Genomic DNA, 12,449 nt, shown 5'->3' with positions numbered 1-12,449 from the left:
GGATCAATCCTTGTCGGGCAGCGCAAGGCTGACCTGCGCCGCGATCATGGCATCGGCGATCTTGGTCGGCACCAGCGGGTAGGAGCCGTCGCGCAGTGCCTCGCGGATCTGCTGCACGCGGTCGGCATCGATCGGCGGGCCGAGGGTTTCCGGGCCACCGGTCACTTCCACGCTGATCCCGCCCGGCGTGCCCGGCGAAGGCGCTGCGGCGGTTGCGCGGGGGCGCGCTTCGATCTGCGCGCGGTCGCTGGCGCTGAGCGCGCGGGGCGCGGCGATGCCAGGCAGTTTGCTCAGTTCGACAGAGGACATCTTGGTTTCCTTTACGGCGGTTCCAGTCGGCAGAACGGCCGCCCGGAGGGTACTTTAAGAGGGGGTGGTGCGGCGCGTCACTCTGCGGGGATGACCGCAAGCCCGGGGCGTTCGATCCGGGCGCGGAGCGGATCGGCCTTGCGCGCGGTGCGCACCACGATCCAGTCGCCCACCGCGCCTGCCTCCATTGCCTCGCCGGGCTGCTGGACACTGAAGCCGGGGCCGCGCACCATCACGGTGATGGCATCGCCGCGCTTGACGGCGGGTGCGGGCTTGGCCGCCGGCGTGCCGCTGGCCGTGCTGCCCGCGGGCGTAATGGCAATGAAGATCCGCCAGCTGGTCGGCCCCGGACATTCGACCTGCACCGCCGTCTTCGCTGACGTGTGCCAACTCACCGCGAGCGGCCCGCCGCAGGCCACGAGGCGCAGGCGCGGGTCGGTTGGCACCCGTGCGCCACCGGGCGAACCGATCGCAGCGCCGGTGAATTCGGCCACAGCGCGGTCGATCTGCGCCGGGTCGGTCACGGCCTGCGCGCGGGTCGGGGTGTCGCACAGCGTCAGCAGCATCGGCAGGACGAGCGGGCTCAGTCGCCAGCCATCGAGCCAGTCGGAGGTTGTATCCACAGTCAGGCGCTCCTTGGATTGCGCGGAAGTGATGCGCCCATGTGCAGCAAGGGCCATGCCAAGCCCTGGCCTACGTAGTAACCCGTGGATGCCCTGCGGCACGACTTAAGCCGGCCCTCGCTAGGGCGGGCGGAACAGAACACAATTGGGCGCGATTGCCTCTCATGCCATTTCCCGCAGGTTACCTTTCCCGTTCCCCGCGCACCCGCGACGCTGCCGCCGCGTCTGCGCCGCTTGCGCCTGCCACCAGTCGCGCCGATGCGGCGCGCCGCGATCTGCTTGATCGGATTGCCGATTTCGTCACGCGCCACGACCTCGCGATGACCGCGTCCAATCTGGCGACGATCTGCGGCGCGCTATCGGGATCGCATCCCGAACTGGCCGGCGCGATGATGCGGCGTGAAGCGGCGGGTGAGCCGATCGATCAGGCCTGGCTCGATTCGCTCGCGCAGCTCGACGTTGACACTCATGCCAATGTGGCCGCCTTCGAGACGCTGTCCGACACGCTCGAATATGCCATCGCCCGCTTTGCCCAGACCGCGCGCACGGCGCAGACCGAGACCAGCGATCATCGCGGGGCGATCGACGCGCAGATTGCCACGCTGGCCGGCCCGGACGGGTTGGCGCAGGTGCTCGATCTGTCGCGCGCGATGCTGGTGCGGATCGAGCAGATCGAGGCGGCGATGGCGCGCAGCGAGGCCGAGATGGAGCGGCTGCGCGAAAGCCTCGCCCATGCCCGATCCGAGGCCGATGTTGATCACCTCACCCGCTTGCCCAACCGCCGCGCCTTCGAGCGCAAGCTGGCGGCGGCAGCGATTGAGGCGCGCGAGACGGGCGCGCCCTTGAGCCTTGCCTTCTGCGACGTCGATCATTTCAAGCAGATCAACGACCGTCACGGCCATGCCGCAGGTGACCGGGTGCTGTGCGCGCTGGCGGGGAGCTTTGCCGAAGCCGCCGGGGAGCACTGCTTCGTCGCGCGCCATGGGGGCGAGGAATTCGTGCTGCTGTTCCGCGGGCTCCGCAAGGAGGCAGCGCGCGGGCGGCTCGATGCGATCCGCCGGGCGCAGGCCGCGCGTCAGCTGATGAACCGCGAGACGGGTCAGCCCTTCGGGAAGATCACCTTCTCGGCCGGGGTCGCCGAAGTGACCGAGGATCCCGACACCCGCAGCGCGCTCGCCCGGGCCGATGCCGCACTTTACCGGGCCAAGCAGCTTGGCCGCAACCGGGTGGAACTGGGCTAACCGGCCCGCGGTATCCGGCGGAAGGGCCGCCTTGTCACGACCTGCGGCGCGGTGTCTCCGGCTGCGCTTCCACCACCGCGTCATAGCCGAGGCTGGCATAGACCTCGTCCTGCACCCCGGCGCTGATGATCGTGCGCACCCGTGCGCCCTGTGCGCGCGCCTGAGCAGCGAGCGCCTGCGCGCGCGTCCAGGCAGCCGTCTCCTGCCCACGTGTATGAACCGCAACGATCGTCAGCGTCGCGCGCGGATCCGCCTGCTGCTCGGCAAGCCACGCGCTGAGGTCGGGGCCGCCGGGCACCTGCCGGTACAGCGCCTGCGCGGCATCGACCTGCGGCATCAGCGCCCCTTGCGCTTCCTTCTCCCGCGCTTCGGTATCGGCCAGGCGCCTGCCGCTCTCGGCTTCGGCAGCGGGCAGGGCCGAGAGCGTCAGCAGGAACAGGATCAGCGCCAGATCGGCGAGGATCAGCTGCCAGCCATTCCCGCCGCGCGCGGTGGTCGTGAGGCCGTTCATGCCACCCCCCTGAGGCGCGCGCGGCGGGCCTGTGCGGCGCTGTCGGTCGCCGCGATCTGGAGCGTGAACCACTCGGCCAGCGCCTCGCGCTCCTGCTCGTCGGCTAGGCCGCGGCGTTCGATGGCGCTCGCCAGCGGGTGGCACACAAGATGCGCGACCAGCGCGCCGTAAAGCGAGGTGAGCACGGCGGTGGAGACGGCCGACATGATGTGCGCAGCGGGATTGCCACTATCGGCAGGCGCGAGCTGGGTGAGGCCGTATAGCGTCCCGATCAGGCCGAACACCGGAGCAAGCTCGCCTGCCCAGCAGAACACCTGCGCCGCGCTGACCCGGCGCGCTTCGTCCAGCGCGCGCTCGGCCCGGCGGATCTGGCCGAGCGAGGCCAGCGTGCCATGGCGCAGATAGGTTTCGAGCATCAGCCCCAGCATCCGGTCGGGCGGCAGGGCGGGCGAGGCGCGGTGATGGCCGTCGCGCTGGATCGCCTGCACCGCCTGCGCCAGCGCCCGGCGGTTGGCTTCGCTGCGAAAGCCCGGCCGGACGAGTCCTCCGATGGCCCGCAAGGCCGCACCGAAATCGTGCCACCCGCAGCGCGCGACGGTTGCGAGCACCGTCCCCGCCAGCACGATTGCCAGCGCTCCTGCATCGAACAGGGGCATGATGGTGGGCGGCATGGCAGGATCCCTCTCGCGTGGCGGCTTGTCGTCGCAGAACGGCCGCGTGCCGCGCCGATTAAGCCCGGCCGGCGCGGCGGCAGCGCTTTGCCATGGGGCAGCGCGCGATCCGGCAAACGCTTGCCGCCCTGCCGAAACGCCTGCCCGTTGCCCCCGCAACCGCCGTGGTTTGGCACGCTTCCTGCTGATTGACTGCGCGAAAGCGGAACGACCCCGCCACAGACAGGAGCAACCCAGCGTGAACGAGCGACTTTTCGGTATCCACGGCGCCGCGCTCACCCTGCGATCCGAACGCATGGGAGTGATTGCGTCCAACATCGCCAACGCCGCCACCCCCGGTTACAAGGCGCGCGATATCGACTTCAACGCCGCGCTTGACGCCCGGCTCGCCAATGCACGCGGCAACATCGCGCTTGGCGGCAGCGATGCGAAGCTCTTGTTCCGCAGCCCGACCATGCCCTCGCTCGATGGCAACACGGTCGAACTCGCGCGCGAACAGGTCGCCTTTGCCGAAAATGCGGTCGCCTATTCGGCCACGCTCAGCTTCGTGCAGGGCAAGGTCAACACCATCACCCGCGCGCTGAAGGGCGAATAAGATGCCCGAACGCACCCCCATGACCCTGTTCTCCATGACCACCCGCGCCATGAGCGCGCAGATGGTGCGGATGAACACCGCGACCTCGAACCTTGCCAATGCGGGTTCCGTCTCTTCGACCGAAGAGGGCGCTTATCGCCCGATCCGCGCGGTCTTTTCGGTCGAGCTCGACAAGGCCTCGGGCCTTGCGGGCGTGACCGTGGGCAGCCTGGTGCGCGCCGATACCGCGCCGACCAAGCGCTATGATCCCAGCCACCCGCTCGCCGACAAGGACGGCAACGTCTTCGAAGCCCCGGTCGATGAGACCGCCGAGATGGTCGAGATCATGGAAAGCGCGCGCCAGTACCAGAACATGGTTCAGGCGCTCCAGACCGCCAAGCAGCTGATGCTCGAAACCCTGAGGAGCCAGTGATGACCACCACAAGCACGACCACCACCGTGAACGCCGCCGCGCAATCCACGCTCGACCGGCTCAACACCCCCTCGCGCCTCTCGAACGGGATGCAGTCGCTCGGGCAGGCCGATTTCCTCAAGCTGCTGACCACCCAGCTGACCTTGCAAGACCCGCTCGAGCCGACCGACAACAAGGATATGCTCGCCCAGATGGCGCAGTTTTCCGCGCTCGCGGCCACCACCGAAAGCGGTGCGACGCTGGAGGACATCTCGGCCAAGCTCGACCGGCTGATTGCCGCGCAGGAGGCCACCGCCCGCGCTGTCACCTCGCCGCAATCCTGACCCCACCCCTTCCCCCCGCTGAAAGGATCACGCCCCCATGTCGTTCTTCACCTCGCTGTCCGGCCTCAAGAATGCCGAGACCGATCTGCGCGTCATTGCCAACAACATCGCCAACGCCGAAACCGTGGGCTTCAAGAAAAGCTCGGCCCAGTTTGCCGATCTGGTCGCCACCGGTTCGGCCACCGATCCGCGCCGCAGCCCGGGCATCGGCGCGACGATTGCCGGGATCACGCAGGATTTCGTGCTCGGCCCGCTCGAACAGACCGGCCGCGCGCTTGACCTTGCGATTGACGGCGACGGCTTCTTCGCGCTCGCCAACCCCTTTTCGGGCGATGTGAGCTACAGCCGCAACGGCAACTTCCGCCTGACCGCGGCGGGCGAGCTGGAGGACAGCTGGGGTAACCGGCTTCAGGCCTATCCGGTCGATGCCGCGGGCAATCCGACGTCTGCGGTGCCCGCCGATGTCGATGTGCCGATCACCAATGCGGCAGGATCGACGCTGGCCAACGTCACCATCAACGTGCGCGGGATCGTGATTGCCGCCTATGCCGATGGTTCGACCCAACCGGTCGGGCAGGTCGCGCTGGCGACTTTCCCTGCCCCCAACGGCCTGCGCTCGATCGGCCAGACCAAGTGGCAGGCGACCGGCGAAAGCGGCGCAGCGGTGCTCGGCAACCCCGGCATCGGCACCTATGGCGAGATGATCAGCGGCGCACTGGAACGCTCGAACGTCGATCTGGCCGAGGAAATGGTCGCGCTCCTCACCGCGCAGCGCAATTTCCAGGCCAATGCGCGGGCGATCGACACCGCGACGCAGATTTCGACCACCGTCATCAACCTGCGCCAGCAGTAAGACGCGATGGATCGGCTGATCTACACCGCCATGACCGCGATGAACGCGGCGATGGACCGGCAGCGGGTGACGGCGAACAATCTCGCCAACGCCTCGACGCCGGGCTTTCGTCAGGAAATCTTCGCGGTCACCCCGGCAACCCTCAAGGACGGCTCGCTCGAAGCGCGAGCCCAGGCGCGCGGCAATGTGCGCGGCGCGGACATGAAGGCCGCGCGCGTCGTGCCGACCGGCAATCCGCTCGATGTGGCGCTGGAGGGCAATGCGCTGATCGCGTTCCAGTCCCCCGACCGTCAGGGCGAGATCTATTCCCGGCGCGGCGACCTGCGCGTGGCGGCCTCGGGCGTGCTGGAAAACGGCGAGGGGCTGGCGGTGCTGGGCGAGGGCGGCACGCCGATCACCGTGCCGCCGGGCTTCAGCATCAGCCTTGCCGCCGATGGCACGATCCTCGCCAGCGATCCGGCTGCACCCAATGCCGCGGCCGAAGCGATCGACCGCATCCGGCTGGTGAACCCCGAAGGCAGCCCGCTTGCGAAGGGGATCGACAGCTTTCTCAAGGTGCCGGGTGGCGGCGTGCTGCCCCCCGATCCGACTGCGCGGCTGAAGCCCGGCGCGCTCGAAATGTCCAATGTCGAGACCGCCGACACCCTCGTCCAGATGATCGAGGCGCAGCGCGCCTTCGAACAGCGCGCCAAGATCATCGCCACCGCCGGAACGCTCGATGAAGCCTCCGCCGGGCTGATGGCGCTTCGTTAATTCAGGGAGTTCTGATCCATGCCCACTTCTGCCCTTCACGTCGCCCGCACCGGGCTTGAGGCGCAGGATGCGCGGATGCGCGTCATCGCCAACAACCTCGCCAATATCGGCACCACCGGGTTCAAGCGCGACCGCGTGGACTTTGCCACGCTCGCCTATCAGGAACAGCGCGTCGCGGGGCAGGCGTCGACCGGGCAGACCGCCTTTGCGGTGGGTCTCAACCTCGGCACCGGGGTGCAGGTGCAGGGCACCTCGCGCATTTCGACCAACGGGACGCTCAACCGCACCGACAACCCCTTCGATCTGGCGCTGGATGGCGACGGGTTCTTTCAGGTGGAACTGCCGCCGGGCGGGCAGATCGGCTTCACCCGCGCAGGCAACTTCGCGCTGGCGAATGATGGCACGCTGATCACCGCGCAGGGCTATGCCTTGCAGCCGCCGGTGCAGATTCCGGCCGGGGCGCAGTCGATCAGCGTTGCCCCCGATGGAACGATCAGCGCGCTCACCCCCGGCAATACCGAGCCGACGCTGCTCGGCCAGCTGACCGTGGCGAGCTTCGTCAATCCGGCAGGGCTCCGGGCGATCGGCGACAACTTCCTGGTCGAGACCGCCGCCTCCGGCCCCGCCGAACTCGGCTTTGCGGGCGAGAACGGGCGCGGGCAGATCCGGCAGGGGATGCTGGAGGCCAGCAACGTCAACGTGGTCGAGGAGCTGGTCGAGATGATCGAGGCCCAGCGCGCCTACGAGATCAATTCCAAGATGGTGAGCGCGGTCGACGAGATGCTGCGCAACGCCAACCAGACCTTGTGAGGCAGGCTGTGAGGGATCGCATGACGGGTCGCATCATCATCCTTGCCCCGGCGCTGCTGCTGGCCGCGTGCGGCGGGCTGGGGGGCAAGGGGCCGCAGGCGGGCTTCACTGCGCCGCCGCCACCGGGCGCCGCGATGGTCGCGCCCGGCACCAGCCAGCCGCTCGCCGTCGCCGCGCCGCAGCCGATGGTGCCTGCCACCAGCGCGGGCGCGATCTTCCAGACGGGCTCGGGCTATGCCCCGCTGATCGTCGGCACCCGCGCCCGCCAATTGGGCGACATGGTGACGATCATCCTCACCGAAGCGACCACCACCTCCAAGTCCACCACCGGACGCACGGCGCGCGAAGGCAGCTTCGGGATTACGCCCCCTGCCGCAGGGCCGCTCGATTTCCTCAACCCCGAAGCCCTTAAAGCTGCGGCCGAAGGGTCGTTCACGGGCGGAGGGAACGCCGCGCAGCAGAGCCGCCTCAACGGCGCGGTCGCGGTCACGATTGCCGCGATCTACCCCAACGGCACCGCCGAAGTGGTCGGAGAAAAGCAGATGATGTTCAGCCAGGGTGACGAATGGGTGCAATTCGCCGGCCGCATCCGGCTGATCGACATCGACAGCGACAACCGCCTTGCGAGCTCGCAGGTCGCCAATGCCCGGATCATCTATTCGGGCAAGGGCGCGGTGCAGCAGGCGAGCCGCCCCGGCTGGCTCTCCCGCTTCTTCAACATGATCTCGCCGTTCTGAGGGAGGCCGCGACCATGAACCGCATGCGTATTCTGCTGCCGATCCTCTATCTGCTGATCGCCGTCATCGCCGGGCAAGTCCCGGTGCCCGCCGCTGCCGAGCGCATCCGCGATCTCGGCCAGTTCGAAGGCCTGCGCGCCAACCAACTGACCGGCTATGGCGTGGTTGTCGGCCTGCAAGGGACGGGCGACAACAACCTCGAATATGTCACCGAGGCGATGCGCGGGGTTTCCGGGCGGCTCGGGCTGCAATTGCCCCCGGGCGTCTCGCCGATTTTGCGCAACGCTGCCGCGGTGATCGTGACAGCGGAGCTGCCGCCCTTTGCCAAGCCGGGGCAGCGGATCGATATTACCGTCTCGACGCTGGGTCAGGCGCTGTCCTTGCGGGGCGGGGCGCTGATCCTGACGCCGCTCTATGGCGCGGACGGGCAAATCTATGCGATGGCGCAGGGCAATGTCGCGGTCGGCGGGCTTGGGGTGACGGGGCGTGATGGCTCGCAGGTCAGCGTCAATGTCGCGACCGTGGGCCGGATTGCCGACGGGGCGACGGTGGAGCGTGCCGTGGCGACCGGCTTCGACCTTGCCCCGACCTTGCGCTTCAATCTCCACAAGGCCGATTTCCTCACCGCCGCCCGTGTCCGCGATGCGGTCAATGCCCGCTATCCCGGCATCGCCACGATCGGCGACGGGGTCAGCATCGAACTCGCGCTGCCGCAGGGCAATGATGTGCGGTCAGGGATGATGGCCGATATCGAGATGCTCGCCGTCAGCCCCGCGCCGGTCGCGGCCAAGGTGATCGTCAACAGCCGCACCGGCACGGTCGTCATCAATGATGCGGTGCGCCTTGCGCCAGCCGCCGTCAGCCACGGCAAGTTGGTGATCCGGATCGACGAGAACCCTGCCATCGTCCAGCCCGCGCCCTTCAGCGATGGCCAGACGGCGCAGGAGGAATCGACCGACATCACCGTCGAGGAACGATCCGACCGGGTTGCCTATATGCCAGGCGCCGCCTCGCTGACCGATATCGTCGATGCGCTCAACCTGCTGGGCGTGGGCGCGTCGGATCTGGTGGTGATCCTTGAAAGCCTGAAGCAGGCCGGCAGCCTGCAAGCCGAAATGGTGGTGCTGTGACCGGGCCGCTTGCCCCGTTCGGCCCGGCCGCGCCCACCAGCGGCGCGGCACGCTCCCAGCCCCTTTCCAGGGAGCGTGCCGCGCTGCGTGAGGCGGCGGAAGGGTTCGAGGCGATCATGGTGCGCAAGCTGCTCGCCACCGCGCGCGCCGCCAGCTTCGCCGAAGAAACCCCGCTCACCGGCGGCGGATTGAAGCAGTTCGAAGCGATGCGCGATGAACATTTCGCCGACATCGCCGCGCAATCCGGCGCCTTCGGGTTTGCCCGGAGTATCGAGGCGAGCCTCGCGCAACACCTGCCCGCTACGCAAGCGTCTCAAGGGGATAGCTGATGCCAACCGCGATTTTCACCATTGGCCGCTCGGGCCTCAGCGCGTCGCGCCGCAGCCTTGAGCTGACGGCGCAGAACATCGCCAATGCCTCCAACCCCGATTATTCGCGCCGGGTGCTGACCCAGGGCGAGCTGGTGATGACCGGTTCGATCGGCACCAACTCTGTCGATTCACTGGGCGGGGTGAAGCCGGGCACCATCGAGCGCGCGGAGAGCGCGCTGGTGCAGCGGCAGGCGCGCGATTCCGCCTCGGCGCTGGCAGCAGCGGAGGCCGAATTCTTCGCCTTGCGCGAGGCCGAAAGCGCGCTCGAAACCTCAGGCGTCTTCACCGGGATCGTTGATTTCGAAGCCGCACTGACCCGGCTCCAGAACAACCCGACCGAACCTGCACTCAGGCTTTCGGCGGTCGAGGCGGGGCGCAAGATGGCGGGCAATTTCCGCATCGCCAACGGCACGCTCGCCAATGCCCGGGGTCTGGTGCAGGCCGAAGCCAGCGCCGAGGCGCTGACTGTGAGCGAACGCGCCGCCGAACTTGCCAAGATCAACGCCGATCTCGTCAGCGCGCGCGAAGGCACTGCCGGGCGCGCGGCGCTGCTCGATGCGCGCGACAAGGCGCTGCGCGGGCTGGCCGAGGAATTCGCGATCACGCCCACGATCAACGCCAACGGCACCGCAGACGTGACGCTGACAGGCGTGCCCCCGGTTGCGCTGGTGACCGGGGCGAGCGCGCAGAATGTCAGCGTGACCTTTGCGGCCGATGGCACCGCCAGCTTCAGCGTCGGTGGCACGCCCTTCGTGCCCGGTGGCGGGGCGATGGCGGGGCGGGCGAGCGCGCTTGCGGAAATGGCCGATCTGCAAACCAGCCTCGATGCGCTCGCTTCCTCGGCGATCAGCCTTGCCAACACCGCGCAGGCGAACGGCGTGGGTCTTGACGGCAATCCCGGCCAGCCGCTGTTCGGCGGCACGGGCGCAGGCGACATCAATGTCGTGCTGGCATCGGCCGATGGTCTTGCGACCGCCCCCGCGGGCGCGCCTGCGGGCAGCCGCGACGTGGCCAATCTTGCCGCGCTGATCGCCAGCTATGCCGGGCCGAGCGGGCCTGCGACCGGGGCTGACAGCCTGTTGCTGGGCCTTTCCAGCCGTGTCTCCGCGCTCGAAACGCGCGCCGAGGGGCTCAGTGTCGTTGCCGCCAGCGCCGAGGCGGAGCTGCTCCGGGAAACCGGGGTCGATCTGGACGATGAGGCCGCCAACCTGGTGCGCCTCCAGCAAGCCTTCGAAGCCAACGGCCGGGTGATCCAGGTCGCCGCAGAGCTGTTCGATACCATCCTCGGCCTCAGGTAAGGGAGCGCGCTGCCATGGGTTTCGTCACCAATTCCGCCGGTTCCTTCTTCAACCGCTCGCTCGCCCAGATGGCTGACCTGCGCGCCGGGATCGAGCGCACGCGCGCGCAGATCGCCACCGGGCGCAAGCTGGAGCGCGGCTCGGATGATCCCGCCGCCGCCGCGCAGCTGCGCAGCATCGCCCGGCGCGAGGCGCTGGCGCGGGTCGAGGGCGATAATGCCGCGCGGCTCGGACAGGATCTGGCCGCCGGCGCGAGCGAGATCGAGGCGGTTACCGCGCTGCTCCAGCGGGCGCGCGAACTGGCGGTGCAGGCCGCGAGCACCCCCACCGGCCCCGACGGGCGGCAGGCGATCGCCTTCGAGCTCGAGCAGCTCGGGCAGGAATTGTTCAGCCGCGCCAACGCCGTCTCGCTCACCGGAGAGCCGCTGTTCGCCGGGCAATCGACCGGCGCGGCCTTCACCCGCGATGCGGCCGGCAACGTCACCTATGTCGGCACGCCGGAAAGCGGCGCGGTGCCGGTTGCGCCGGGCACCGCCATCGAGCGCGGGCTGCCGGGCAGTTCGGTGTTCGAATTCGACCTCAATGGCACCCCGTCGAGCGCCTTTGCGGTGCTCGGCACCCTGACCACGGCCTTGCAGGGCGGTGCGCCCGATCCGGTTGCGGCGGCCAATGCCGCGCTGGAAGGGATCGACGCCGCGCTCGACACCACCAACCGCGCCGTCACCATCCTCGGCACCCGCATGGCCTGGACCGAGCAGGTCGAAGCGCAGCAGGGCGAACGCATGATCGTGCTCGCCGAACGCCGCAGCCGGGTGGGCGATACCGACATCGCCGACGCTATCGCCCGCCTCCAGCAATCGCTGACGGCGCTTGAGGCGAGCCAGTCGGCCTTTGCCCGCGTCAGCTCGCTGACCCTGTTCGACGCGCTGCGCTGAGGAGTTTGCCGCTGTGTTCGTAGCCATTGGCATAGTCGTGCTGCTCGTCATGGTGTTCGGCGGGTTCCTGCTCGCCGGCGGTGCCATCGGACCGGTGCTGGCGGCGCTGCCGTTCGAATTCATGATGATCGGCGGCGCGGCGGTGGGCGCGACGGTGATCGGCAACTCGATGCACGAGATCAAGCTGCTCGGCAGTGCGATGGGCCGTATCTTCAAGGGGCCGAAATACACCGATCAGGATCACATCGACGCGATCGCGCTGACATCCAAGCTGATGAAGCTGCTGCGCTCGGAAGGCGCGGTGGCGCTGGAAAGCCATGTCACCGAACCCGCCAATTCGACGATCTTTTCCGAATATCCCAAGCTTCAGGCCGATCCGGTCGTGACCGCGATGATCTGCGATCCGCTGACCTTGATGGTGGTATCCTCGGGCACGCTCGATACCCACGCGGTCGAGGACATCATCGACAGTTCGATCAAGACCCAGCTGCACGAAATGGACGAGCCGCAGCACATGATCCAGTCGCTCGCCGATGCGCTGCCCGCGCTGGGGATCGTGGCGGCGGTGCTCGGGATCATCAAGACCATGGGTGCGATCAACGAGCCGCCCGAAATCCTCGGCAAGATGATCGGTTCCGCGCTGGTGGGGACATTTCTGGGGGTGCTGCTGGCCTATGGCTTTGCCGGGCCGCTCGGCGCACGGCTGAAGCAGATCAACGTGCACGATCAGCAGATCTTCCACTCGATCAAGCAGGTTATTGTCGCCAGCTTGCACGGCTATCCGCAACCGCTGGTGCTGGAAGCGGCGCGTTCCGGCCTGCCGCCGGCGCACCGCCCCAAGCTGACCGACCTGCTCGACATGATGCGGGGCCGCTGA

General features: G+C 68.4%; 17 protein-coding genes. 13 read left to right on the top strand and 4 right to left on the bottom strand.

What is annotated here, in order from left to right:
• Window positions 1-3 precede the first annotated feature (3 nt).
• A complete protein-coding gene (locus PS060_RS04090) occupies window positions 4-309 on the bottom strand; it encodes a flagellar biosynthesis anti-sigma factor FlgM (RefSeq protein ID WP_273985666.1) in 306 nt (101 codons plus the stop codon).
• A 77-nt stretch (window positions 310-386) separates the two neighbouring features.
• Window positions 387-932 carry a flagella basal body P-ring formation protein FlgA gene (locus PS060_RS04085; RefSeq protein WP_273985665.1) on the bottom strand — a complete coding sequence of 182 codons (546 nt, stop codon included), beginning with the start codon at window positions 930-932 and terminating at the stop codon, window positions 387-389.
• 164 nt (window positions 933-1,096) lie between these two features.
• Between PS060_RS04085 and PS060_RS04080 the strand changes: the two genes are divergently transcribed.
• Window positions 1,097-2,173, top strand: a complete 1,077-nt coding sequence (locus PS060_RS04080) for a GGDEF domain-containing protein (protein ID WP_273985663.1) — start codon at window positions 1,097-1,099, stop codon at window positions 2,171-2,173.
• Between the two features lie 34 nt (window positions 2,174-2,207).
• On the opposite strand, the gene PS060_RS04075 is transcribed toward PS060_RS04080, so the two are convergent.
• Both PS060_RS04075 and PS060_RS04070 read right to left on the bottom strand, forming a co-directional pair.
• Window positions 2,208-2,684, bottom strand: a complete 477-nt coding sequence (locus PS060_RS04075) for a hypothetical protein (protein WP_273985662.1) — start codon at window positions 2,682-2,684, stop codon at window positions 2,208-2,210.
• Entirely contained in the window at window positions 2,681-3,355 is a 675-nt protein-coding gene (locus PS060_RS04070; RefSeq protein ID WP_273985661.1) for a MotA/TolQ/ExbB proton channel family protein, read from the bottom strand. The genes PS060_RS04075 and PS060_RS04070 overlap by 4 nt, the downstream gene beginning before the upstream one ends.
• Before the next feature lie 238 nt (window positions 3,356-3,593).
• Here PS060_RS04070 and flgB point away from each other — a divergent pair, with 238 nt between their 5' ends.
• Genes flgB through motA form a run of 12 tightly spaced genes read left to right on the top strand, consistent with a single transcriptional unit; the run spans window position 3,594 to window position 12,449 of the window.
• Window positions 3,594-3,950 carry a flagellar basal body rod protein FlgB gene (gene flgB, locus PS060_RS04065; RefSeq protein ID WP_273985660.1) on the top strand — a complete coding sequence of 119 codons (357 nt, stop codon included), beginning with the start codon at window positions 3,594-3,596 and terminating at the stop codon, window positions 3,948-3,950.
• 1 nt (window position 3,951) lies between these two features.
• Window positions 3,952-4,362 (top strand): flagellar basal body rod protein FlgC, encoded by a 411-nt coding sequence (gene flgC, locus PS060_RS04060; protein ID WP_273985659.1) that lies wholly within the window; start codon window positions 3,952-3,954, stop codon window positions 4,360-4,362.
• Complete coding sequence (locus PS060_RS04055) at window positions 4,362-4,685, top strand: flagellar hook capping FlgD N-terminal domain-containing protein (RefSeq protein ID WP_273985658.1); 324 nt, start codon at window positions 4,362-4,364, stop codon at window positions 4,683-4,685. The genes flgC and PS060_RS04055 overlap by 1 nt, the downstream gene beginning before the upstream one ends.
• A 37-nt stretch (window positions 4,686-4,722) precedes the next feature.
• A complete protein-coding gene (locus tag PS060_RS04050; RefSeq protein WP_273985656.1) occupies window positions 4,723-5,538 on the top strand; it encodes a flagellar hook-basal body complex protein in 816 nt (271 codons plus the stop codon).
• A gap of 6 nt (window positions 5,539-5,544) precedes the next feature.
• Window positions 5,545-6,291 carry a flagellar basal body rod protein FlgF gene (locus PS060_RS04045; protein WP_273985655.1) on the top strand — a complete coding sequence of 249 codons (747 nt, stop codon included), beginning with the start codon at window positions 5,545-5,547 and terminating at the stop codon, window positions 6,289-6,291.
• Window positions 6,292-6,309: 18 nt separating this feature from the next.
• The gene (gene flgG / locus PS060_RS04040) at window positions 6,310-7,101 is read left to right on the top strand and encodes a flagellar basal-body rod protein FlgG (RefSeq protein WP_273985653.1); all 792 of its coding nucleotides are present in this window, start codon (window positions 6,310-6,312) and stop codon (window positions 7,099-7,101) included.
• A gap of 20 nt (window positions 7,102-7,121) precedes the next feature.
• Window positions 7,122-7,838, top strand: a complete 717-nt coding sequence (locus tag PS060_RS04035; RefSeq protein WP_273985650.1) for a flagellar basal body L-ring protein FlgH — start codon at window positions 7,122-7,124, stop codon at window positions 7,836-7,838.
• A gap of 23 nt (window positions 7,839-7,861) precedes the next feature.
• Complete coding sequence (locus PS060_RS04030) at window positions 7,862-8,968, top strand: flagellar basal body P-ring protein FlgI (protein ID WP_443112413.1); 1,107 nt, start codon at window positions 7,862-7,864, stop codon at window positions 8,966-8,968.
• Window positions 8,965-9,297, top strand: a complete 333-nt coding sequence (locus tag PS060_RS04025; RefSeq protein ID WP_273985648.1) for a hypothetical protein — start codon at window positions 8,965-8,967, stop codon at window positions 9,295-9,297. The genes PS060_RS04030 and PS060_RS04025 overlap by 4 nt, the downstream gene beginning before the upstream one ends.
• Window positions 9,297-10,637: a flagellar hook-associated protein FlgK gene (gene flgK / locus PS060_RS04020; protein ID WP_273985647.1), complete on the top strand. Its 1,341-nt coding sequence runs from the start codon at window positions 9,297-9,299 to the stop codon at window positions 10,635-10,637. Before PS060_RS04025 ends, flgK begins: the two co-directional genes overlap by 1 nt.
• Window positions 10,638-10,651: 14 nt before the next feature.
• Entirely contained in the window at window positions 10,652-11,572 is a 921-nt protein-coding gene (locus tag PS060_RS04015; protein ID WP_273985646.1) for a flagellin N-terminal helical domain-containing protein, read from the top strand.
• Window positions 11,573-11,585: 13 nt separating this feature from the next.
• Window positions 11,586-12,449: a flagellar motor stator protein MotA gene (motA, locus tag PS060_RS04010; protein ID WP_273985645.1), complete on the top strand. Its 864-nt coding sequence runs from the start codon at window positions 11,586-11,588 to the stop codon at window positions 12,447-12,449.

Source organism: Erythrobacter sp. BLCC-B19 (genome assembly GCF_028621955.1).
In the GTDB taxonomy this organism is placed as follows: Bacteria; Pseudomonadota; Alphaproteobacteria; order Sphingomonadales; family Sphingomonadaceae; genus Erythrobacter.
The sequence above is the reverse complement of the archived record's forward strand: the minus strand, read 5'-3'. Positions and strand labels throughout refer to the sequence as shown.